This window comes from Citrobacter sp. RHBSTW-00524 (assembly GCF_013747755.1).
Lineage (GTDB): Bacteria > Pseudomonadota > Gammaproteobacteria > Enterobacterales > Enterobacteriaceae > Citrobacter > Citrobacter braakii.
The window spans coordinates 2456364-2479284 of sequence record NZ_CP056421.1 but is presented as its reverse complement, the minus strand read 5'-3'; the positions used below and the strand labels follow the sequence as shown (position 1 = coordinate 2479284).

The 22921-nt window shown below is 49.8% G+C and carries 18 protein-coding genes and 2 pseudogenes; 8 read left to right on the top strand and 12 right to left on the bottom strand.

Annotation, left to right across the window (positions count from 1 at the left end):
- Nucleotides 1–61: 61 nt before the first annotated feature.
- A complete protein-coding gene (locus tag HV229_RS11940) occupies nucleotides 62–853 on the bottom strand; it encodes a YdcF family protein (protein ID WP_047417340.1) in 792 nt (263 codons plus the stop codon).
- Nucleotides 854–938: 85 nt separating this feature from the next.
- Entirely contained in the window at nucleotides 939–4841 is a 3903-nt protein-coding gene (hrpA, locus tag HV229_RS11935) for an ATP-dependent RNA helicase HrpA (RefSeq protein ID WP_181547629.1), read from the bottom strand.
- A 201-nt stretch (nucleotides 4842–5042) separates the two neighbouring features.
- Here hrpA and azoR point away from each other — a divergent pair, with 201 nt between their 5' ends.
- Complete coding sequence (gene azoR / locus HV229_RS11930) at nucleotides 5043–5648, top strand: FMN-dependent NADH-azoreductase (protein WP_006684422.1); 606 nt, start codon at nucleotides 5043–5045, stop codon at nucleotides 5646–5648.
- Between the two features lie 43 nt (nucleotides 5649–5691).
- On the opposite strand, the gene HV229_RS11925 is transcribed toward azoR, so the two are convergent.
- From HV229_RS11925 to HV229_RS11910, 4 genes are all read right to left on the bottom strand, one after another.
- Nucleotides 5692–5877, bottom strand: coding sequence for a hypothetical protein (locus HV229_RS11925; RefSeq protein WP_016153181.1), 186 nt, complete (start codon nucleotides 5875–5877; stop codon nucleotides 5692–5694).
- A gap of 127 nt (nucleotides 5878–6004) precedes the next feature.
- Nucleotides 6005–6328 carry a YdbL family protein gene (locus HV229_RS11920; protein ID WP_019076847.1) on the bottom strand — a complete coding sequence of 108 codons (324 nt, stop codon included), beginning with the start codon at nucleotides 6326–6328 and terminating at the stop codon, nucleotides 6005–6007.
- A gap of 7 nt (nucleotides 6329–6335) precedes the next feature.
- Nucleotides 6336–6527 carry a YnbE family lipoprotein gene (locus HV229_RS11915; RefSeq protein WP_016156612.1) on the bottom strand — a complete coding sequence of 64 codons (192 nt, stop codon included), beginning with the start codon at nucleotides 6525–6527 and terminating at the stop codon, nucleotides 6336–6338.
- Nucleotides 6524–9163, bottom strand: coding sequence for a YdbH family protein (locus HV229_RS11910; protein ID WP_181547627.1), 2640 nt, complete (start codon nucleotides 9161–9163; stop codon nucleotides 6524–6526). The genes HV229_RS11915 and HV229_RS11910 overlap by 4 nt, the downstream gene beginning before the upstream one ends.
- Nucleotides 9164–9853: 690 nt before the next feature.
- Here HV229_RS11910 and HV229_RS11905 point away from each other — a divergent pair.
- Nucleotides 9854–10843, top strand: coding sequence for a 2-hydroxyacid dehydrogenase (locus HV229_RS11905; RefSeq protein WP_181547625.1), 990 nt, complete (start codon nucleotides 9854–9856; stop codon nucleotides 10841–10843).
- 112 nt (nucleotides 10844–10955) lie between these two features.
- Complete coding sequence (gene hslJ / locus HV229_RS11900) at nucleotides 10956–11375, top strand: heat shock protein HslJ (protein WP_181547623.1); 420 nt, start codon at nucleotides 10956–10958, stop codon at nucleotides 11373–11375.
- 13 nt (nucleotides 11376–11388) lie between these two features.
- On the opposite strand, the gene HV229_RS11895 is transcribed toward hslJ, so the two are convergent.
- Entirely contained in the window at nucleotides 11389–11655 is a 267-nt protein-coding gene (locus HV229_RS11895) for a DUF333 domain-containing protein (protein WP_003020360.1), read from the bottom strand.
- 274 nt (nucleotides 11656–11929) lie between these two features.
- Here HV229_RS11895 and nifJ point away from each other — a divergent pair, with 274 nt between their 5' ends.
- The 5 genes from nifJ (at nucleotide 11930) to HV229_RS11870 (ending at nucleotide 19236) form a co-directional block, all read left to right on the top strand.
- Nucleotides 11930–15454 (top strand): pyruvate:ferredoxin (flavodoxin) oxidoreductase, encoded by a 3525-nt coding sequence (gene nifJ, locus HV229_RS11890; RefSeq protein WP_181547621.1) that lies wholly within the window; start codon nucleotides 11930–11932, stop codon nucleotides 15452–15454.
- A 367-nt stretch (nucleotides 15455–15821) separates the two neighbouring features.
- Nucleotides 15822–16955 (top strand): porin OmpC, encoded by a 1134-nt coding sequence (ompC, locus tag HV229_RS11885; RefSeq protein WP_181547619.1) that lies wholly within the window; start codon nucleotides 15822–15824, stop codon nucleotides 16953–16955.
- 145 nt (nucleotides 16956–17100) lie between these two features.
- Nucleotides 17101–17313: a KTSC domain-containing protein gene (locus HV229_RS11880; protein ID WP_043016208.1), complete on the top strand. Its 213-nt coding sequence runs from the start codon at nucleotides 17101–17103 to the stop codon at nucleotides 17311–17313.
- Nucleotides 17314–17394: 81 nt separating this feature from the next.
- Nucleotides 17395–17829 carry a universal stress protein UspF gene (gene uspF, locus HV229_RS11875; RefSeq protein ID WP_016153190.1) on the top strand — a complete coding sequence of 145 codons (435 nt, stop codon included), beginning with the start codon at nucleotides 17395–17397 and terminating at the stop codon, nucleotides 17827–17829.
- Nucleotides 17830–18345: 516 nt separating this feature from the next.
- On the top strand, nucleotides 18346–19236 hold the full coding sequence (locus HV229_RS11870; RefSeq protein WP_181547617.1) for an EcsC family protein: 891 nt from the start codon (nucleotides 18346–18348) through the stop codon (nucleotides 19234–19236).
- 148 nt (nucleotides 19237–19384) lie between these two features.
- Here HV229_RS11870 and HV229_RS11865 read toward each other — a convergent pair.
- The 5 genes and pseudogenes from HV229_RS11865 to HV229_RS11850 all read right to left on the bottom strand — a co-directional run.
- Nucleotides 19385–19566: pseudogene (locus tag HV229_RS11865) on the bottom strand (transposase); the annotation flags it as partial.
- 788 nt (nucleotides 19567–20354) lie between these two features.
- Nucleotides 20355–20960 carry a serine acetyltransferase gene (locus tag HV229_RS11860; protein ID WP_181547615.1) on the bottom strand — a complete coding sequence of 202 codons (606 nt, stop codon included), beginning with the start codon at nucleotides 20958–20960 and terminating at the stop codon, nucleotides 20355–20357.
- A gap of 353 nt (nucleotides 20961–21313) precedes the next feature.
- Complete coding sequence (locus HV229_RS11855; protein WP_181547613.1) at nucleotides 21314–21694, bottom strand: hypothetical protein; 381 nt, start codon at nucleotides 21692–21694, stop codon at nucleotides 21314–21316.
- 60 nt (nucleotides 21695–21754) lie between these two features.
- A pseudogene (locus HV229_RS26295) lies at nucleotides 21755–21925 on the bottom strand (cytosine-specific modification methylase); the annotation flags it as partial.
- A 67-nt stretch (nucleotides 21926–21992) separates the two neighbouring features.
- A complete protein-coding gene (locus HV229_RS11850; protein WP_181547610.1) occupies nucleotides 21993–22631 on the bottom strand; it encodes a hypothetical protein in 639 nt (212 codons plus the stop codon).
- Between the last annotated feature and the right edge of the window lie 290 nt (nucleotides 22632–22921).

Sequence of the window (22921 nt, the reverse complement as noted above, 5' to 3'; positions counted from 1 at the left end):
GAAAAAACAGGTGTGATTTTTGCCCGTTTGCCGCAAAACGCCGACAAACGGGCAACAGGAATTACAGAGAGCGGCTCTCCAGTAAGTCAGTCAGCACGATGTCATTTTGCAACTGCTGCCAGGCTTGCTCAACGTTCTGAGGAATATCAACATGGGCGATGAAATCACGGCCACAAGGCCCATAACCGGTGGCATCATCACGCAGGCGAGGAAGTTCACCGGTTATGAGAGACAGATAGCGATCCACTGACCACAAACCTTCTGCTGCTGGCACAAAATCCACGCCGTCTTGCTGTTGGGCCAGCTCAGGGATGAATCCAGGGAAACTCAACCAGCGCGGCGCATGCGGCTCATCGCGGGTTACGCGCTGAAAGGTTGCCATCGTGCGACGTTGCATAGTGGGATCCTGTACCACAATGACGGTATGAATACTTTCCGTCGCCTGATTCAATAATGCACAGCTAAAACGGGCATTCTCACCGCAGTTTGTTGACTGGTCTTCCACCCAAATCTTCTCACCTGGGATTTGCCAGAACTGATGTGCGATATCGGCAAGGATCGCCGCTTCCGCGCGCCCGGTGGTACGAATGATGTTGTAACGAGGATGCTCTGCAATCGCGTCATACAGAAATCGTGTGGAGTGACCGATGCCACCGCTAATCAACAAGGGAACCTGTTGCTCTTTCGCGATCCGGCAAGCGGCGTCGATGGTCGGAATAACCGCGTTCCCTGCCAGAATCACGCAATCTGACTGAACGGTGATATTCCCCGTAAAATCATTCTGCGCCAACCATCGCCCTACGGTATTGATCGCCGCAAGCGTGGTTGCGGAAAGTGTCGGAAACTGGCTCATACTCATGACTCCTGATCTTAATACTTTATCGGGTTGCATACCGGGCGGTGACGTCACCTTACCCGGTATGCTGTCTGGTACCGATTTATCCCGAAATCTGCTCCATCGCCTGCAAAATACGTTTATCGGAAATCGGATACGGCGTACCAAGCTGCTGGGCAAAATAGCTGACGCGCAGCTCTTCTATCATCCAGCGGATCTCTTTGACATCGTCATCTTCACGGCGAGCGGGAGGCAGTTTATTGAACCACTGCTGCCAGGCCTGCTGCACGCTATCCACTTTCAGCATCTGCGCACGGTCACGATGCGGGTCGATAGCCAGTTTTTCCAGACGCTTTTCGATAGCCTGCAAATAACGCAGCGTATCGCCCAGACGCTTGAAACCATTGCCGGTAACAAATCCACGGTACACCAGCCCGCCCATCTGCGATTTGATATCCGCAAGCCCCAGCGCCATGGTCATATCCACGCGCCCTTTCAGACGTTTGTTGATATTAAACACCGCGGTCAGAATTTGTTCGACCTGCTTAGCAATATCCACCACCGTATCGTTCAGTTCAGCCCGCACTTTTTCATGCAGCGCCGCAAAGCCTTCTTCGGTCCACACCGGACCACCGTTGGCGTCGATCAGTTGATCCACACCACAGGATATACAGTCGTCAATCAAATCCAGCACTTTACCGTACGGGTTAAAATACAGCCCCAGCTTGGCTTTGTTGGGCAGTTTTTCATGCAAATATTTGATTGGTGAAGGAATATTCAGCAACAACAGGCGGCGTAAACCGCACCACATCGCCTGCTGTTGCTCCAGCGGGTTATCAAACAGTTTGATGGCAACGCTGTCACGCTCATCCACCAGCGCTGGCCAGGCTTTTACCTTATAGTTGCCGCGTTTTTGCTCGTAACTCTCCGGAAGCTGACCGAAGCTCCAGATGTGCAACCCGCTCTGTTCGATACCGTCATCCGCCACCGCAGACAATGTTTCCTGAACTTTACCCTTCAATGCGTCTTTCAGATCCTGCAGCGAACGTCCTTCCTGCAGCTTTTTGTTCTTATCATCCACTACCCGGAAGGTGATTTTTAGGTGATCGGGCACCTGATCCCAATGCCAGTCTTCACGGTCAACGGTCACGCCGGTCATGCGGCGCAGTTCACGCTCCAGCGAGTCGAGCAGCGGCAGTTCCAGCGGCGTGACGCGGCCTAAAAACGCTTCCGCATAGTTCGGCGCGGGCACAAAGTTGCGTCGTACCGGTTTCGGCAGAGACTTAATCAGGGCGATAACCAGTTCACGGCGCAGCCCCGGAATTTGCCATTCAAAACCGCTCTCTTCGATCTGATTGAGCAGCGGGAGCGGAATATGTACGGTCACACCGTCCGCATCGGCTCCGGGTTCGAACTGGTAACTTAACCGTAGTTTGAGATTGCCCTGATGCCAGAAGTTCGGGTAATCCAGCTTACTGATTTTTTCCGCGCCCTCTTTGATGAGCATGCTCTTTTCAAAGTTGAGCAGATCCGGCGTTTCACGGCTGATCTTTTTCCACCAGCTGTCAAAGTGACGCGCGGAGACCACATCATGGCTGATGCGTTGGTCGTAAAACTCAAATAGCGTCTCATCATCAACCAGAATGTCGCGACGGCGCGATTTGTGCTCTAACTCTTCCACCTCTGCGCGTAACTTCAAATTGTCACGGAAAAACGCATGGCGCGTTTGCCAGTCGCCTTCCACCAGAGCATGGCGGATGAACAGTTCACGCGACAACGCGGGATCGATCTGGCTGTAGTTCACCTTACGGGCTGCAACAATCGGTAAACCGTAGACGGTAACCTTTTCTGTTGCCATCACCGCGCCCTGCGCACGTTCCCAGTGCGGTTCACTGTATGAACGTTTGATCAGATGCTGGGCAACCGGTTCGACCCACTCAGGATCGATGCGTGCAGCAATACGTCCCCACAGGCGGCTGGTTTCCACCAGCTCCGCTACCATCGTCCACTTCGGCGGTTTTTTAAATAGACCAGAGCCTGGGAAGATCGAGAAGCGAGCGTTACGCGCCCCGGTAAATTCCTGTTTATCGGCATCTTTCATCCCGATATGTGACAGTAAACCGGTCAGCAACGCGACGTGGATCTCTCTGTATTCAGCGGGTTCGCTGTTAACAGGAATCCCTAACTCTTTCACCACCTGACGCAGTTGCGTGTAGATATCCTGCCATTCACGCACGCGCAGGTAGTTCAGAAAATCAAGTTTGCACTGACGACGGAACTGGTTTGACGACAGCGCTTTCTGCTGCTCGCCGAGATAGTTCCACAGATTCACAAATGCGAGGAAATCAGACTCTTTGTCGTGGAAACGGCGATGCTTCTCGTCGGAGGCCTGCTGCTTGTCCGTCGGGCGCTCGCGCGGATCCTGAATAGACAGCGCCGAGGTGATAATCATCGCCTCACGTACGCAGCCATGTTTTTGCGCTTCCAGCACCATGCGAGCCAGGCGTGGATCCACCGGCAGTTGCGAGAGCTGACGGCCCAATGGCGTCAGTTTGTAAGCGGTTGTCTGTTCGTCGGTGGTTATCGCCCCCAGTTCTTCGAGCAGGCGTACACCGTCCTGAATGTTACGTTTATCCGGCGCTTCAACAAACGGAAACGCCGCGATATCGCCCAGCCCCAAGGCGGTCATCTGCAAAATAACGGACGCCAGGTTGGTACGCAGGATCTCCGGGTCGGTAAACTCCGGGCGCGACAGGAAATCGTCTTCGGAATACAGACGAATACAGATCCCCTCCGAAACACGACCGCAACGGCCTTTACGCTGGTTGGCAGAGGCCTGCGACACCGGTTCAATCGGCAAGCGCTGAACTTTGGTGCGGTAACTGTAACGGCTGATACGCGCAGTACCCGGATCAATCACATACTTGATCCCCGGAACGGTCAGCGAGGTTTCCGCCACGTTGGTCGCCAGCACGATACGGCGACCGCTGTGCGACTGGAACACACGGTTCTGCTCGCTGTTGGAAAGACGCGCATAAAGCGGTAGCACTTCGGTATGGCGCAAATCCAGCTTATTCAGCGCATCGGCGGTATCGCGGATTTCGCGCTCGCCGCTCATGAAGATCAAAATGTCGCCCTGACTTTCACGGCCTAACTCATCTACGGCATCAAAAATTGCCTGCAATTGGTCACGCTCGGTGTCATCTGCGTCTTCAACAATTGGACGATAGCGAACTTCCACCGGATAGGTTCGACCAGAGACTTCGATAATCGGTGCATTATTGAAATGCTTTGAAAAACGCTCCGGATCGATGGTTGCCGAAGTGATGATAATTTTTAGATCCGGACGGCGCGGCAGAAGCTCTTTCAGATAGCCGAGCAGAAAATCGATATTCAGGCTGCGCTCATGCGCTTCATCGATGATGATGGTGTCGTACTGCATCAGTAGCCGATCCTGCTGGATTTCCGCCAGCAGGATACCGTCCGTCATCAGCTTAACCATGGTGTTGTCGCTGACATGATCGCTAAAACGGACTTTATAACCGATACAACCGCCCGGCTCGGTTTGCAGCTCTTCTGCAATACGGTTCGCCACGGTACGCGCCGCCAGACGACGCGGCTGGGTATGGCCGATCAGCCCTTTTACCCCGCGCCCGAGCTCCATACAGATTTTGGGTAACTGAGTGGTTTTCCCTGACCCCGTTTCCCCGGCGACAATAACCACCTGGTTATCGCGGATCGCTTCCAGAATATCCTGTTTTTTCTGACTGACGGGCAGGTTTTCCGGGTAGCTGATGACCGGACGCGCGGCTTCACGCAGCACAACTTTACCTGCAGCCTGATCAATCTCTTTTGCCATCTCCTGGTAAATGGTCTGTTGTGCATCAGGATTTTTAACCTTCTTCACGCCCTGCAGGCGGCGGGCAAAACGCTGTCTGTCACGCAGCATCAGTGAATCCAGCTGTTGCTGCAACATGTTGAAGGTTAATTTATGTTGTTCTGTCATAGCGTTAAAAGGCAGTGCTCTGCCGGGTTAAATCTCTTTTAGATGATAGGTATAGAGTACCACATCAGCGCTTTTCATGTGTTGTTCAATAATTTCGAACATAGGATTCGATATATTGCGCTATCACTGCGACAGGATTGTGAATAAAGTGTCAACAAGCAACGGGGCACACCCCCTTCAAACACATAAAAGGAAACACCCATGAGCAAGGTATTAGTTCTTAAATCCAGTATTCTGGCAGGGTACTCTCAGTCTGGTCAGTTGTCTGATTATTTTGTTGAACAGTGGCGTGAAAAGCACTCCGCTGATGAAATCACCGTCCGTGACCTGGCTGCAAATCCTGTTCCGGTACTGGATGGCGAACTGGTGGGTGCGCTGCGCCCGAGCGATGCACCGCTGACACCGCGTCAGCAGGAAGCGCTGGCGTTGTCCGATGAGCTGATTGCTGAGCTGAAAGCGCATGATGTGATTGTTATCGCCGCGCCGATGTATAACTTCAACATCCCAACCCAGCTGAAAAACTATTTCGATCTGATTGCCCGTGCAGGTGTGACTTTCCGTTATACCGAGAAAGGTCCGGAAGGTCTGGTGACGGGTAAACGCGCAGTCGTGTTGACCAGCCGTGGTGGTATCCATAAAGATACGCCGACCGACCTGATCACGCCGTATCTGAACGTATTCCTGGGCTTTATCGGCATCACCGACGTGAACGTCGTCTTTGCTGAAGGCATTGCGTACGGCCCGGAAGTGGCGTCCAAAGCGCAGTCCGATGCGAAAGCCGCTATCGACAGCGTCGTCGCTGCCTGATAATTCACCCTCTCACCATCCGGTGGGAGGGTTTCTCCAGCATTTACTTCTTTACCTGCACCTGTTTGCCGTGAATGCGGTTAATATCACGCCAGATGGTTGCATAATCTCTGCACTTCGCCAGATTCTCTTCCCAGCAATGCAGCAAAAATTGTTCTGGCTCGGCAACATCCCGGCTTAACAGCTTGAATATCCAACGATTCCAGACATACCACTTGAAAAGCCACATGATTTCACTCCGCAACGCGACCGGTGTTGAACTATATCAGCCTCAGTTTGATGCCGTGTGGCAACTATTGCGATGTCGATGAATAAGTCAGCGTCGTGCCTCTCTGGTTGTGTGCAGAGAAAATTTATTATTTTCTCAACCACTTACCATTGATGCCCTGGACGTACTCCCCTGGTTTAGCCCGAGCGACCAGCTTTTGTCCGGCCATTTTCGCCACTTCATCTGGAGGAATGTTATTGCTCTCAGCCAGTTGTTGATAGCTGGCGCTGCGTGCTTTATTAATCTCACTCACTAGCGCCTGCGTTTCGGCGTCGGTTTGCAATGCCACCAGATAACCATTAAGCGTTTCGCCCACCCGCCCCTGGGTTCTGGCTTCATTCAAGGTCAATGCCCACCCATTGCCACTGAATAAACTCAATGCCACCAGGATCACTGCAAGCTGTTTTTTCATCGTGACCTCAGAACAAATCGCTGCGCGATTTTAATAAGCTCTCAACGTCTTTATCGACTTTGATATGGATCTCATGCTCGATTTTGACGTTCATATTAATAGTGATCGGCTCTTTAGGCGCAGCCACTTCGATTCTGGGTGTGCAGCCGATCAGCAGAGATGAAGCCAGCAGACCCAGCATGGCAGCTATCGTTTTCATTGTTGTTCCTCACATTCCTTGCCTTCCAGGCAATGGGATTCCGGCAGCGCTGCATTTTGTTCAAGCCATGCCTGTAAATTGTCGCCAAAACGCAAACTACGCCATAGCGTAAAGACGTTTTCCTCATGGGTGTAATTCAAATTAACCGTCCCCACTTTGCCATCCACCCGGCTATTGCCAGTTACGGTTGCCTGCATGGTTAAGACACCGAGATTATCCAAATTTATTTTCGTCCAGGAATGGCTTATTTCCATATAACGCAGCCAGTTAATGGCCGCACCAGCTGCCATATTATCTTTGACGACGGCATCCGCCGTGTCTTTATCAATACGCAGCGTCATAGGCCCCGGGTTGGTCAGCCAACCGTCTTTAATGATCCACTTTTCGTTATCCAGCCATAACGGCAACGCACCGCTGACCGGGCCAGACATGGCGAATTGCTTGGGATTAACCGCGCTGATAAGCTCGCTGGAAGAGATATTTTGCACCCGTAATAATGCCGGATCGTGCTGCGGCATCCGCAGTTGTTGCATGATGACTTTGCCCCCCAGCAGTTCGGCGCTGACATCGCTTAACAGTAACGGATTGTCTTCACTCCAGGGATACGCCCCCTGTAGATCGGCGGCGATATTTTTCACCGTCACCTGATTCACCACTTCCGCAATACGCAGTGAAATAGGTCCACGCGTACCCAGTTGCCATGCGCCTTCACTAAACCGGAAAGGCAACACAAAATCGACGCCATTAATTTGGTTATCGGGCATCCAGGCGCTACCGCCTTTTAATACCCCATGGCCGCCCGCTTCAAAGCCCTGTTCCGGGGCAGCCGAAAACGCAACCTGCGCATACAGTTCACCTTCACGTAGCTTCATTTTCCAGTCTGGTGGGATGAGCGGTTGGAATACGGTGAGCGATTGTTTTGGCCACCAGGCCTGTCCGCGCAGGCGGATCCCGTCCCAACGGCCATTTACCTGTACTGGACCTATCGCGCCCGCGTGAAGCTGGCCTTTAAACTGGAAAATCGTCGGGTCGGTGCCTTCCACGCTGAACTTCAGGGTTGACGGCGGTAACACGCTCCCCCCGGTAAAAGTGGTGTTCCCTGCGTCCAGCGACAGCGCGCCGCTAAAAGTCGGTTTGTTGGCATCCCGTACCCAGATGATCGGCTCGTCCATCACCAGGCGTGGGGTTTCTACCTTCATGGTGCCGTATTGCAGGTGGTCAAATCCGGTGGAGAGATCAAAAAGCTTCAGGGTGTTGTCATGCCATTCGCCCTTACCCGCCACGTCCCAACGCGCATGCATTGGCGTAAAGCTGCCTTTGCCCCAGTACCGCCACTGCCAGCGACCCGCGTCAGGGAGAAAATCATTTGCCAGACCATCCAGATGCAATTCAAAACCGCCCATCTGGTTTTCATGCGCGCGCAATATAGCCTGCAGACGGCCATCTACGCCGCGCTGCGTTACTTTTACGCCCGCCAGCGGCCAGCGAATTTCGTCAATATCCAGCGAGTCAATCACCCGTCCACGCGAACGCAGCAGCGCTCCTGGCTCGAAAGCCAGCTGCGGGTCGTTCAGGCTTCCGGTGAGTCTGGCGGGTAATTTGGCGTAAAAGATCAGGTCACCCTGTTTCGCCTCGCCTATCAACTGTAACGGCATGTCGCTACTATCCACACCCAGCTTACCCGGCCCCAGCGTTAATACGGCGTTTCCTTTACCTGCATCGCCTTGGGTCAGTATGTTCAGACGCCCGCTCACCACCGCATTTTCCAGCCCAGCCTGCCAGTTTTCAACTTTCATGCCCAACCGCCCGCTGAGCGGGAATCCCTGATAAGGCCAGTTCCAGCGACCGTCGCTGATGGTTAATTGCTGACGGGTTATTTCCCACGGAAGATCGAGCAACGGATCGGCATTATCCCGCGCCATGACGATCAGTTGTCCGCTGTTTTCTTGCCACTCCAGTTCGGCGTCCACCAGTGAGGGCTCCTGCGGCAAGCTCAGAGTAGCAACCGCATGACCGCTCACCGGTAGTCCATCAGGAACCAGCGGCATAGTAAATTCACCAACCAGTTTTACCGGCGGTTGCCCTTCAAACGCGGCTATATCCAGCTCATTTACCGTGAGATTTTGCCCGTGCAGACGCCCCTGGAATTTCACTTTTTCACCCTGGTAGCGCAGTTGCTGGGTCGATGGCGTTAGCGAAAGAGACAGTTTTCCCTGCCACTCCTGCCAGGGGGAGAGAATAACTTTGTCGATGTTAATCCAAGTATTGGGCAGCATCGATTGCCATTCAGCCAGCGTTTTGGGCGCTGCCGGAGACGCTTCTGTCTGCGGTAATTTAGCCAGGCAAGCGGAATCCAGCTCAATAGTCCCGACATTGAGCAACCAGCGGCTGGGATGGGAAAGATCGGCCTGAGTAATGCGCGCTAGCGGGCAATCATCGACCAGATAACGGAGTTCCGGAATATGCAGCCCATGCCGTGTCAGCCGTGGGCTCTCATCCAGCGCGATGCGCGTGCCAACAGGTAACCAAACGCCCACCAGCGTAGGAACCCACAGGCCAAGCGTCATGACCAACGTCAGCGGCACGAGAATCAATAATAAGAGAAGTGCCAGAGCGGCTTTATATTTACCCTTCATGGGTAGTTAATATCCTGATTTAGCGAAAATTTAAGCCGGTTTAGGCCAGTATTGTGGCATGTTTAACAGGATATGCCCACATTAAGAATAAATTCCCATGAAGTATATGCACTATTTATTAATCAACGGGAATCAATAAAATAATAATTATTTCAATAAGATAATGCATAATTTTATATGGCACGCTGTTACACGTGCCGTCGGGAATATAAAGAACTCAGACTCAATGAGGCCTCAGTTCTCCATCGCTATGTTTAGGTCCTAAACGACCAGCTTCTATCAGAATTTCCTCAATGAGCTCTTCGAGGCACTCCCTACCATGATGATCGCAGACCAGATGTACCTGCCGGGAAATCTCCTCAGGTTTCATACCATCACATAATGCCGCCTTAAGCATTAAGGTGGCCCATCGCTTTGCTTCAGAGTGAGTTAACATGACCCCTCCCGATATTTGCTACCTGTATAAGCGTAGCTGTCTGGATGTGATTCGGCTGGCTTTTTACCTGCATCGATTACGGGTATTGAGTTGGACGGAAAAATATCCAGTTGTTGAAATTGAGTAACCTGCCCACACTAACAACAGATGCGCTGAAATTATTCATTACGCCTATGACTATCAATAACTTTTTAGATTTTGTAAAATAATTTGAATTGGATTAATGTGACGTCAAAATCACTGGAGAAAGTCTTATGAAACTCGCCATCTATAGTACAAAACAGTACGACAAGAAGTATCTGCAGCAGGTTAACGAGGCTTTTGGTTTTGAACTTGAATTCTTTGACTTTCTGCTGACGGAGAAAACAGCCAAAACAGCCCATGGCTGTGAAGCCGTCTGTATCTTCGTCAACGACGATGGCAGCCGCCCGGTTCTGGAAGAGCTGAAAAAACATGGCGTGAAATATATTGCGCTGCGTTGCGCCGGCTTCAATAACGTCGATCTCGACGCGGCAAAAGAGCTCGGCCTGCAGGTCGTCCGTGTGCCAGCCTATTCACCGGAAGCCGTCGCTGAACATGCGATTGGCATGATGATGACGTTGAATCGCCGTATTCACCGCGCCTATCAGCGTACTCGTGATGCCAACTTCTCTCTTGAGGGGCTGACCGGCTTTACCATGTATGGCAAAACAGCTGGGGTGATCGGTACCGGTAAGATTGGGATTGCGGCACTGCGGATCCTGAAAGGTTTTGGGATGCGCCTGCTGGCGTTTGATCCTTACCCAAGCGCTGCCGCACTGGAGTTAGGCGTTGAATATGTCGATCTTAAAACGCTGTTCGCGGAGTCCGATGTCATCTCCCTGCACTGTCCGTTAACGCCGGAGAATTATCACCTGCTCAATCACGAAGCCTTTGAGCAAATGAAAAATGGCGTGATGGTTATTAACACCAGCCGCGGGGCATTGATCGATTCACAAGCCGCTATCGATGCGCTGAAAAACCAGAAAATTGGTTCTCTGGGTATGGACGTGTATGAAAACGAACGCGACCTATTCTTTGAAGATAAATCCAATGACGTGATTCAGGATGATGTGTTCCGCCGCCTGTCGGCCTGTCATAACGTGCTGTTCACCGGTCACCAGGCGTTCCTGACTGCCGAAGCATTGACCAGCATTTCTGAGACCACGCTGCAAAATCTGGCACAGATCTCTCAAGGCGAAACCTGTCCAAACGCCCTCTTCTAATCCCTGTGCTCCCCTGGATTCAGGGGGGCATTTTCAGATAATCACCGATGCTAAAATCTTCAGTATCATTATTATATTGAATGTATTCCCGTCACAAACGTAGAGAAATTGAATGAAAAAAGTTGTCACGTTGGTTGCGCTCAGCATGCTGATGGCTGGCTGTGTGAGCAATGGAAAAGTTTCCGTCAATCGCGAACAGTTGCAGCATCACCGCTTCGTTTTGCAGAGCGTGAATGGTAAAGCCGTCACCGTCGCTAATAACCCACCCGAATTGAGTTTTGGCGAAAACATGACGGTATCGGGAAAGATGTGTAATCAATTCCACGGTCAGGGCAAACTGTCCGACGGCGAGTTGAAGGTTAAAGATATGGCGATGACCCGCATGATGTGCGCCGATCCACAGCTTAACGCGCTCGACGGGATCGTCAGCGACATGTTTAAGCAAGGCGCACAGGTCGATCTGACTGCTAACCAGTTAACACTGGCGACAGCAGAACAAACGCTGACGTATAAACTCGCGGATTTAATGTAGGAAACGCGGTGGCTTAATAGTTGCCACAGCTTCCGGCGGCAAGCGACTGCTCACTACAGCGTTTGCCGTTGGGTAACGCACACATTCCGATAGCTGAACCATCAAGCTGACGGGCAACGGAGAGCGAACCACCAATCATGGCGCAATTAGCTTCTCCAGAACTGGACATTGCGGCCTTCATCCCCGGTGCGACATGCGCGGCGGTTGCCTGCTGAACAGGTTCACTACTACAAGCCGATAATAATAACGCGGCACACCCTACCCAAAACGCTGCGCGCATCTTACTCCCCTCTGAATATTAACCAAACGACACAGCCATAAATAATAGGCAGCGGAAACACCGCCGTCGAGAGGCAATATGCGCATTTATGCGCACTGTTTACATTTTCTGGCAATTTTTTGGCTGCTCCTTTGATCAAACCATTCATTCTGTTTATTCGAGGGACACAAAAGCGAAAATCTGTCTTTAGCGCTTTTGCTAAACTAAAAGGATAACTACAGGATTCGCCGCTGTTACGCGTGTCCCTTTTTTTGCGCAATGTAAGGGTGTCAGTATGATCACAATTGACGGTAATGGTGCGGTTGCTTCGGTCGCATTTCGTACCAGCGAGGTTATCGCCATCTACCCGATTACGCCCAGTTCGACGATGGCTGAACAGGCGGATGCCTGGGCCGGGAACGGGCTTAAAAACGTGTGGGGGGATACCCCTCGTGTCGTAGAAATGCAGTCGGAAGGCGGTGCGATAGCGACCGTTCACGGCGCGTTGCAGACCGGTGCGCTCTCTACGTCGTTTACTTCATCGCAGGGCCTGTTGCTGATGATCCCGACGCTGTACAAACTGGCCGGTCAGTTGACTCCGTTTGTGCTGCACGTTGCGGCGCGTACGATTGCCACTCACGCATTATCCATCTTTGGCGATCATTCCGACGTGATGGCGGTGCGCCAGACGGGATGCGCACTGCTATGCGCCAGCAGCGTTCAGGAAGCACAAGACTTTGCGCTAATTTCGCAAATGGCCACCCTGAAAAGCCGGGTCCCGTTTATTCATTTCTTTGATGGTTTTCGCACATCGCATGAAATTAATAAAATAGTGCCGCTGGCCGATGACACAATCCTCGGGCTGATGCCGCAGGCGGAAATCGATGCTCATCGCGCGCGCGCGCTCAACCCGGAGCATCCGGTTATTCGCGGTACGTCTGCGAACCCGGACACCTACTTCCAGTCACGCGAAGCAACAAACCCGTGGTACAACGCGGTTTACGATCACGTAGAACAGGCGATGAACGATTTCGCTGCTGCGACGGGCCGTCAGTACCAGCCATTTGAATACTACGGTCATCCGCAGGCAGAACGCGTCATTATTTTGATGGGCTCGGCGATTGGAACCAGTGAAGAAGTCGTCGAAGAGCTGCTGGCACGCGGCGAGAAAGTTGGCGTTCTGAAAGTGCGCCTGTTCCGCCCATTCTCTGCCAAACATTTACTGCGCGCCCTGCCGGAAACGGTACGGAGCATCGCCGTCCTGGATCGCACCAAAGAGCCCGGCGCGCAAGCTGAACCGTTGTATCTGGATGTAATGACCGCGCTGGCGGAAGCCTTTAACTGCGGCGAACGAGAAACGCTGCCGCGCGTGATTGGCGGGCGTTATGGACTTTGTTCTAAAGAGTTTGGCCCGGACTGCGTCATGGCGGTCTTTAATGAGCTGAGTAGCGCGAAGCCGAAATCTCGCTTTACGGTCGGTATCTATGATGATGTCACCAACCTGTCGCTACCGTTACCGGAAAACACCCTGCCCGGTACCGCGAAGCTCGAGGCACTGTTTTACGGGCTGGGCAGTGACGGTAGCGTGTCGGCCACCAAAAACAACATCAAGATTATCGGTAACTCTACGCCGTGGTATGCGCAGGGTTATTTCGTCTATGACTCGAAAAAAGCAGGCGGTCTGACGGTTTCTCACCTGCGCGTTAGTGAACAACCTATTCGCTCAGCGTATCTGGTGTCGCAAGCCGATTTTGTTGGTTGTCACCAGTTGCAATTTATCGATAAGTATCAGATGGCTGAGCGCCTGAAACCTGGCGGTATATTCCTGCTTAATACCCCGTACAGTGTGGATGAAGTCTGGACACGTCTGCCGCAGGAAGTTCAGGCTGTTCTGAATCAGAAGAAAGCGCGTTTCTACGTGATTAATGCGGCCAAAATCGCCCGCGAGTGCGGTCTGGCTGCACGTATTAACACCGTTATGCAGATGGCGTTCTTCCATCTGACGCAAATCTTACCAGGCGACAGCGCTCTGGCTGAATTGCAGGGTGCGATTGCGAAAAGCTATAGCAGTAAAGGACAGGATCTGGTTGAACGTAACTGGCAGGCGCTGGCCCTGGCGCGTGAATCCGTCGCCGAAGTGGCGCTTCAGCCGGTTGACTCACATAGCGCTAATCGCCCACCGGTGGTTTCTGATGCCGCACCTGATTTCGTGAAAACCGTCACCGCGGCAATGCTCGCCGGTCTGGGCGATGCTCTCCCCGTTTCAGCGCTGCCGCCAGACGGCACCTGGCCGATGGGCACCACGCGTTGGGAAAAACGCAATATCGCTGAAGAGATCCCCATCTGGAAAGAAGAGCTGTGTACCCAGTGTAACCACTGCGTAGCTGCCTGCCCGCACTCGGCTATCCGCGCCAAAGTGGTTTCACCAGAAGCGATGGAAAATGCCCCTGCCAGTCTGCATTCTCTGGATGTGAAATCACGCGATATGCGCGGTCAGAAATATGTCCTGCAGGTTGCGCCAGAGGATTGCACCGGGTGTAATCTGTGCGTCGAAGTATGCCCGGCGAAAGATCGCCAGAACCCGGAGATCAAGGCCATCAATATGATGTCGCGCCTTGAGCACGTGGAAGAAGAAAAAGTTAACTATGACTACTTCCTCAATCTGCCGGAAATCGATCGCACTAAACTGGAACGCATTGATATTCGTACCTCGCAGTTGATAACACCGCTGTTTGAGTACTCTGGGGCCTGCTCTGGCTGTGGTGAAACGCCGTATATCAAATTGCTTACGCAGTTGTACGGCGACCGCATGCTGATCGCCAATGCGACCGGCTGTTCATCAATTTATGGCGGTAACCTGCCCTCAACGCCTTATACCACCGACGCCAATGGTCGCGGGCCTGCGTGGGCAAACTCCCTGTTTGAGGATAACGCCGAGTTTGGGCTGGGCTTCCGCCTGACGGTGGATCAGCACCGTGTACGCGTCATGCGTTTAGTGGAACAGTTTGCTGATAACATTCCGGCTGAACTGAATGACGCCCTGCACGCTGAAGCTACGCCAGAGGTGCGCCGTGAGCAAGTTGCAGCACTGCGCCAGCACCTGAAAGATGTCGACGGCGCACAGCAGTTGTTAACCGATGCCGATGCGCTGGTCGAGAAATCTATCTGGCTGATTGGCGGTGATGGCTGGGCTTACGATATTGGTTTTGGGGGACTGGATCACGTCCTGAGCCTGACCGAGAACGTCAATATTCTGGTACTGGATACCCAGTGTTACTCCAATACAGGCGGACAAGCGTCGAAAGCTACGCCGCTCGGGGCCGTCACTAAATTTGGTGAGCATGGCAAACGCAAAGCTCGCAAAGATCTTGGCGTCAGTATGATGATGTACGGGCACGTATATGTTGCACAAATCTCTCTGGGCGCGCAGTTGAACCAGACGGTGAAAGCTATCCAGGAAGCGGAGGCCTATCCAGGTCCGTCGCTGATTATCGCGTATAGCCCATGTGAAGAGCATGGTTACGATCTCGCACTAAGCCATGATCAGATGCGTCAGCTCACGGCAACCGGGTTCTGGCCGCTGTACCGCTTTGATCCACGTCGAGCAGATGAAGGTAAGCTGCCGCTGGCGCTGGACTCTCGCCCACCGTCTGACGCCCTGGCCGAAACATTGCTTAACGAGCAGCGCTTCCGTCGCCTGAACGCCCAACAGCCGGAAGTCGCAGAACAGCTCTGGAAAGACGCCGCAGCCGATCTGCAAAAACGCTACGACTTCCTTGCGCAGTTAGCTGGAAAAGCGGAAAAGAGCGGTACCGAGTAATGCGTTTATCTCAGTATTAACCTGGAACCCAAAAAAAAGCCCGAACAGTTGTTCGGGCTTGTCAATTTATTCGCTGGCTAATTAATAATAGCTATCAATGTGTCAACGAAAAAATAAAACGTGACAATAAAGGCATATAACACGCGCAGAATAGCCCAACACAATTCACTTGTATAATTTTTATTTTATATATTTACCACCAATACATTCACCATAATTATCATCATTTCCGTAGAATTATTTCTTTAAGGTTTTACTTAAGGCGTAACAATTCATATTTATCCCTTTACGGAACTTCTCCTTTAGCATGCTTTTACTCCCTACATGGGTAGTCACAGGTTAATAAAAAAACTAAAGGATTATTTCAATGAAAAGAAAAGTACTGGCTCTCGTAATTCCTGCCCTGCTGGCTGCAGGCGCTGCTCACGCGGCTGAAGTTTATAATAAAGACGGCAACAAATTAGATCTCTATGGCAAAGTAGACGGCCTGCATTATTTCTCTGATGACGCTAACAGTGATGGCGATCAGACTTATATGCGTATGGGCTTCAAAGGCGAAACTCAGGTTAACGATATGATCACCGGTTATGGCCAGTGGGAATATCAGGTTCAGGCTAACGGCACCGAAGGTGATAAAGGCGACTCCTGGACTCGTCTGGCATTCGCAGGTATTAAAGTCGGCGACTACGGCTCATTCGACTACGGCCGTAACTACGGCGTAATGTACGACGTTGAAGGCTGGACCGATATGCTGCCGGAATTCGGTGGCGACTCTTACACCAAAGCAGACAACTTCATGACCGGTCGTGCGAACGGCGTGGCGACCTACCGTAATACCGACTTCTTTGGTCTGGTTGACGGTCTGAACGTGGCGTTGCAGTATCAGGGCGCGAACGAAAATCAGTCACCAGAGCAGGAAGGCACCAATAACGGTGGCGACGATCGTAACATGAAGAACTCCAACGGTGACGGCTTCGGTATCTCCTCGACCTACGATTTGGGTATGGGTGTAAGCTTCGGTGCAGCATATACCTCTTCTGACCGTACTAACGAGCAGGTTAACGATTCTACCGCGGGCGGTGATAAAGCTGACGCGTGGACAGTCGGTCTGAAATACGACGCGAACAACATCTACCTGGCAACCATGTACTCCGAAACCCGCAACATGACCCCTTATGGTGGCTCAAACGGTAGTGATAATACGATTGCCAACAAAACTCAGAACTTTGAAGTGACTGCACAATACCAGTTCGACTTCGGTCTGCGTCCGGAAGTTTCTTTCCTGATGTCTAAAGGCAAGGATCTGGGTGTAAACGGATCTGATGGCGACCAGGATCTGGTGAAATACGCATCCGTTGGCGCTACTTACTACTTCAACAAAAACTTCTCCACCTACGTTGATTACAAAATCAACCTGCTGGATGAAGATAAAAACTTCTACAGCCAAAACGACATCTCTACCGATGACGTAGTAGCACTGGGTATGGTTTACCAGTTCTAATCCGTCAGCCCGCTGGCAACAGCGGGCTCTCTTTATGTTCTAACAATTCTGTTTTATCCAGATCAAAACATTATATCTGTTGCGCTAAAACACATCTCTGATAGATGATATCTTGCATTAAGACCTGTAGTAGAGGATACCTGCAATGAATCATCATCCTGTAAAATCATCCCGTATTGCATCCGTCGGCTATGACGAATCCTCCCGCACGCTAGAAATTCGCTTTCACCAGTTGGCTACTCTGCAATATCAGCATGTCCCTGCTCGTATTTTTCGTGATTTCCTGAGCGTCGTTTCTAAAGGTCGATTTTACGATGGAGTAATAAAAGGGAAGTTTCCTGAAATAAAAATAAAGTGATGCCAAAATGTGATCTTTGTCATTGTACATAAAGTGCCATTACGCGGTAAGCTTTGGGTGGATACTTAAACAGGAGGTTTTATGAACAGAACGATTCTTGTACCCATCGATATTTCAGACTCAGAATTAACTCAACGTGTTATAGCCCATGTTGAAGCAGAGGCAAAAATTGACGATGCACAGGTTCATTTTTTGACCGTAATTCCGTCACTGCCCTATTATGCTTCCCTGGGATTGGCCTACTCGGCAGAGTTACCGGCCATGGAAGATCTGAAAGCCGAAGCAAAATCTCAACTGGAAGAGATTATCAAGAAGTTCAATATCCCAACGGACAGAGTGCACGTTCATGTCACAGAAGGTGCGCCAAAAGATAAGATTCTGGAGATGGCCAAAAAATTACCGGCTGATATGGTCATTATTGCCTCACATCGACCTGACATCACCACCTACCTGCTGGGGTCTAACGCCGCAGCCGTGGTGCGTCATGCGGAGTGTTCGGTACTGGTCGTCCGCTAAGCTGTCTGGCCCGCACATCGCTGCGGGCTTTTTGTTTCTACCTCTTATACCCCACGATTCCTGTCCTAAATGTGCTGACATTTTTCCCGCTTATCCGTACCATACACGCCACAGTTTTTATATCAGACTTCTTTTGCCGGACTATCCGGCGTGATGCATACTCTTCTGATGCCACACTATGAATTGAGCCTCTATTAAATGTCGCAAAATCAAGATATTAGTTGGGATAAACCGCCACTCATTAATACTCTCGTTTAGACTGCAGCCACCAGCAAAATGTTTAAACCACTCACCCAGCTAGTCCAGCCAATATGACGCAGCATTACATGCCTAATCTTAAGTATTCTTTTCCATCAACTAACCTCACCATTCTGTATGATTCTTAGCCCCCTCCTTTGCTTTTGCCGTCTGTTTTCAAAAGGACTTAAAAATACTCATCTACACATTTTTATTGCCGATAACTTTAGTATCAAACTCACGTCATAAAATACTGATGGCCGGCAGGCAAGGAATAACATGAAACTGATCAATTACGATAAAAATGCACTTCAGCAAATCCACGACTGGAAAAACCCACAACGCGGTTTTCTGGCTAAATCATTTGATTTAATCAGTAAACCTCTTAACAGCGCCGGAGAGTTGATGCTTTCTACACCCGTCGTCGGCGAAGCCATTCAATCTTCTGTGCAGGGTCTGGTGGGAGTCTGTAACGATGCCGCACTGTGGTCAGTGCGACCAGAGGCGATTTTCGAAGAGTTCCGTAATGACGGGCATGTCCACATCAATCGACATGAAGATATTGAAACGTTGCGTCTTGAGGACATCGATAAAACCGTTGGCTGGCTGGCAGCTAAGTATAAGGGCATCGCACTGGCGGAAGGTGCAGGCACGGGCATGATGGGGATTGCAGGGATGGCTATCGATATACCTACTCTCATTACATTGAATCTACGAGCCATTGGCGAATATGCGACGTATTACGGTTTTGATATCACCCGTCAAGAAGAACGACTTTTTGCCTTTAATATTTTGGGGCTATCTTCTGCTTCATCGACTATGGCGAAAAATGTCGCCATGGCACAACTGGTAAAAATATCGCAACAGGTCGCCAAGAAAGTGGTCTGGGAAGAGTTGGAAAAACAAGTGTTTGTGAAGATTATTAAGCAGATTGCCAACAGTCTTGGGATTCGACTCACCAAAGCAAAACTAGCTCAAACGATTCCCGTCGCAGGCGCGGCCGTTGGTGGAGGTTATAACGCCCATTTCACCAGTAACGTCTGCGAAGCGTCCTACCATCTATATCGTGAGCGCTTCCTGGCGATGAAATACGATCCGTCTGTGATTGATCTCACGGTAAAGCCTGCGGATGATTTTTTCCCCGGCGACGGCGATCCGGTTTTCGAATGAGCAGAATATCCTCCGGCATAGCCGGAGGTTTTTCTGATACGCCTATCAGGCTCTCTTACCAGCCGCGTCCTAACAGGCGCATACGATCTGACATTTGCATCAAACTTAGTTAATTACGGCCCGTAAACGGGCTATCCGGATACGAGAATTATAACTGCTCATACAACATCAGACTGCTTTCCCCTTTCAGATCTCCCATAAAGCCGGATACGCTCATCTTCGGTAGGATTTCCAGAAGTATATGGATGTGATCCGCACACATTCTGCTTCTAGAACATTCACACTTCTCTATTCGCACAGCTTTCTTAAGATGCTGCCAATCGCTTTACGGAACCTCCAGCCTAGCTGGAGGTTTTCTGTGCACAATGAAAAAGGCCGCCATGTGGCAGCCATTATTTATCTATTTTCAACTATCAGACAAAAATCACATCAGATGATTGCCTGGAAGTGTGATGCTTAAGCAAAACTACAGTGCGATTAAACAAAAAAAAACCGCTGCTATCACGGTACACAGCGGTAAATAAACTAATTTATTATGGTAATTATAACTACAAGTTAACTATTGCATATATGAATAACCACTTCAAACATAGGAATTAATCACTTTTGGACATTGTGTTGTTCTCTCACTCTTATGCCCCGTAGTGAGGATTGGTTGCGGTGGCCCTGCGTATAGACTAAGGGGGATAAAATATGTACTATTGCCTTCCTTCAGAAAAATAGAATACTCACCCGTTGTTATTATGAAAATCATCCTCGTTACGATGTTATCATCACTAATTCTCATAGCTGGGTGTGATGAAAAAAAAGAAGTTAAAGTAGATGCTGAATGCTACTTTTCATCCACGAAATCAAGTGCTCGCCATTTCACGGATGGTAGCGCTACTGAGCTTGAGCTGGATTACGAGGGTAATAAAATGAGTGGTTGGGCCTGGGTGAAGAGAGTGACTGATTCCATATCAGATGCTACATGCCATGAAGTAAATCCAGATTAAAACTAAGTTAAACATGCCGCATTAAGCGGCATGTTTAACTGTTCAGGGCACGACTGGTTTCGACGGCATAATCCGGGTTGATTGGCACTCACTAATGCCTCAACGAACGGCGCTAGTGCCGAGTTAACTCTCGCTATCTCTTTTATGCAACAGAGGAGCTTTATTCATAACATCAGGAACACACCCTGTTTTAACAATAATTCCTGGGTTACCAACGACAACTGAATAGGGAGGGATATTGCCTGTCACAAATGATCCCGCAGCAATTTTACTCCCGCGACCTATAATAACCCCACCTACAATGACAGCATTTGGACCAATCCAGACATCATCCTCAATAACTGGGTAGCCTGTTACGCGGCTTCCATTTTCTAAAACTTTATCGCGTTGGCCGATAGTTACACCGTGAAACAAAGTAACGTTCTCTCCAATTTTGGCTTCCGGTGATATTACTATCCCCCACCCATGAGTAATCGCCAGCCCTGCACCAACCCGTGTTCTTGATGGAAAGTCCATTGACCCCATATGAGCAGACCATCGGTGTAATACTTTAAATGGGTATAACATTAGGCGGAATGGTGTTCTAGAAACGGCGCAAAATTGGCATAACCGCATGAATACGATGATGCGGAAGGTTCTGCGGGTTAATGTGCCAACAAAGAGTTTTCTCCATGAAAAATAACCAAATTCGCGGTGAGTATCGGCTTTAATTTTGTCGAATGCCATCATGTTATCTCGTTGTAGAACGAATCAAATCTGATTTGTGATTGTTGATATTAAAATTCCCCACACCCACTATAGCCATTAAATTCAAATAGATAAGGCACATCCACAACTAAAAGCAGTAGGTATTGAAGCGATTATTACTACTACCACCTAAGCAAAATTCACAGCGCCTACTATTAATATCTGTTTTTTGACTACACACTATTGAGCAACGCCGCTATTTTTTGTCGTTCCGCGTGACCATATCCTGATAACGCGGATCGGATGCTTTTGGCAGTGCCAGACATCGAATCAACTGTCAGCAACCCTCCCTTTAGATGATCGACATCCGACTCGGCATCGTTTAAAATTTAATATTATTCTGAAGTATGTTTATCAGCAATTGCCTTCATGAATGCGGTTGAACAAACATTCCCTAGCTGCTCTACCACAAATAGGTTACCTGTTTTTTTAGCGGCCATAGTTACCCTCGAATGTTCATAGGAGAATGAGTCATTCTTCGCTGCAACAGTACATGCGTCCCAAACATCACCAGCAGTTTTCTCGATGTTGGACATAAATTCCAAATCCGTTTCCTCGCTTACTTTTGGGCTGGATGACGCTATCATCAATACTGCCAAGTCTATAGCCTGTTGCCTGGTTGGCAGTGGGGACATGCCGGGTAGGTAGCCTCCCTCTGCGTAAGAAGTAAATGATATAAAAAATGTTAAGAGGAGTAGTCTCTTAAAGAGCAGCATTAAATTACCTCGTAAAATACACCATGAATCTTCTCGGCTACCTTAGCTAAATAATAAAGCTCAGGCTGCAACGCGAGTCTGACACAATTCCGGAAAATTTACTCTCACCAGCGCTTCCGCAAACGGCGGGGGAACAACGTTACCACATAGCGCAACCTGCTTGTCCTCCGCGTACTTCTTACCCCGATAGTCCTTGTCGGTGATGTACCACTCCGGGAAGCCCTGCCTCTTGGGCTGGAGTTTCAACAATCTGCAAGCGGTCACTAAGAAAAAGGTGTTCATTGAGCGACTTCATTCATTATAGTGGGCTGTTTTCATCCAGCTTCGTAATCTTCCAGATGTCGCCACTCGTATCATCTATACGCCAGAAAGATTTGTTACCGGCAGTCCCCCCCAAGGCATATTCAACTAACACAAGGATGTTCAACTTCTTGTTGTCCTTAGCAACAAAAGAATAATAGTTATCGATAAAGTAGCCGGTAGACTGCGTGGTTGACAACGCCCTACCTCCAGTAACTTTTAAATCAGGAGTGTAATCCTGAATGCTTTTGTCCGCATATTCTGTTTGTACCTTCTGCGCGAGTTCGTCACTAATCGTATAGGCGGCTTTTGCTGGGAAATGTTTCAATACGGAAACCAAATCAGGTTTTTTGCTATCACTCTTCAATAGTCCATTTTTTATCACTGTTGCAGAAAGCCAACAACCGAACAATGCATCTTTAGCATATCTATAATCTGGGTCAGATAGGTCGGGTAACTCCTTGACACTCTCACCAGAATTATGCAAAGCGACAAAATCTGAACAGGATGATAATTTCGCCTGGTTTCCATCACTCAAAAAAACTGTTAATGGTGAATTATCGATAATGAGTTCATTAGCAGCAGAACTGTTAAAACTAAAAAGTAACGTCGAGATGACTACAGCAATATATTTCATATAATCTCCATACGTGAGATACGACCATTTTCATCCTTCGATATCATAAAGATAATAGCGAAGAAAGAATAGTTTTTATTTTCACCCTGTACATAGATTTATCAGCACACCCAGCACTACGTTTTTTGGAGGCCACAATAAAAGTTAACTTATCAACATTAAGCTCATTCAACACTTATTTCAAAATTCTAAAAAATTGTAGCCTGATCACTTACTAAGCAATAATACACAATTCTCTTGATTGTAGGCTGCCCCCCGTTTTTAGGTATTGTAGGTTCGTTTGGGGCGTA

Bases quoted from the DNA above. Each gene is read 5' to 3' on its own strand.
- HV229_RS11920 (WP_019076847.1), bottom strand. From the start codon at position 6,328: ATGAAAAAACAGCTTGCAGTGATCCTGGTGGCATTGAGTTTATTCAGT.
- nifJ (WP_181547621.1), top strand. From the start codon at position 11,930: ATGATCACAATTGACGGTAATGGTGCGGTTGCTTCGGTCGCATTTCGT.
- HV229_RS11880 (WP_043016208.1), top strand. From the start codon at position 17,101: ATGAATCATCATCCTGTAAAATCATCCCGTATTGCATCCGTCGGCTAT.
- HV229_RS11915 (WP_016156612.1), bottom strand. From the start codon at position 6,527: ATGAAAACGATAGCTGCCATGCTGGGTCTGCTGGCTTCATCTCTGCTG.
- HV229_RS11905 (WP_181547625.1), top strand. From the start codon at position 9,854: ATGAAACTCGCCATCTATAGTACAAAACAGTACGACAAGAAGTATCTG.
- HV229_RS11850 (WP_181547610.1), bottom strand. From the start codon at position 22,631: ATGAAATATATTGCTGTAGTCATCTCGACGTTACTTTTTAGTTTTAAC.
- hrpA (WP_181547629.1), bottom strand. From the start codon at position 4,841: ATGACAGAACAACATAAATTAACCTTCAACATGTTGCAGCAACAGCTG.
- HV229_RS11925 (WP_016153181.1), bottom strand. From the start codon at position 5,877: ATGTGGCTTTTCAAGTGGTATGTCTGGAATCGTTGGATATTCAAGCTG.
- HV229_RS11860 (WP_181547615.1), bottom strand. From the start codon at position 20,960: ATGATGGCATTCGACAAAATTAAAGCCGATACTCACCGCGAATTTGGT.
- HV229_RS11895 (WP_003020360.1), bottom strand. From the start codon at position 11,655: ATGCGCGCAGCGTTTTGGGTAGGGTGTGCCGCGTTATTATTATCGGCT.
- azoR (WP_006684422.1), top strand. From the start codon at position 5,043: ATGAGCAAGGTATTAGTTCTTAAATCCAGTATTCTGGCAGGGTACTCT.
- HV229_RS11940 (WP_047417340.1), bottom strand. From the start codon at position 853: ATGAGCCAGTTTCCGACACTTTCCGCAACCACGCTTGCGGCGATCAAT.
- hslJ (WP_181547623.1), top strand. From the start codon at position 10,956: ATGAAAAAAGTTGTCACGTTGGTTGCGCTCAGCATGCTGATGGCTGGC.
- ompC (WP_181547619.1), top strand. From the start codon at position 15,822: ATGAAAAGAAAAGTACTGGCTCTCGTAATTCCTGCCCTGCTGGCTGCA.
- HV229_RS11910 (WP_181547627.1), bottom strand. From the start codon at position 9,163: ATGAAGGGTAAATATAAAGCCGCTCTGGCACTTCTCTTATTATTGATT.
- HV229_RS11855 (WP_181547613.1), bottom strand. From the start codon at position 21,694: ATGCTGCTCTTTAAGAGACTACTCCTCTTAACATTTTTTATATCATTT.
- uspF (WP_016153190.1), top strand. From the start codon at position 17,395: ATGAACAGAACGATTCTTGTACCCATCGATATTTCAGACTCAGAATTA.
- HV229_RS11870 (WP_181547617.1), top strand. From the start codon at position 18,346: ATGAAACTGATCAATTACGATAAAAATGCACTTCAGCAAATCCACGAC.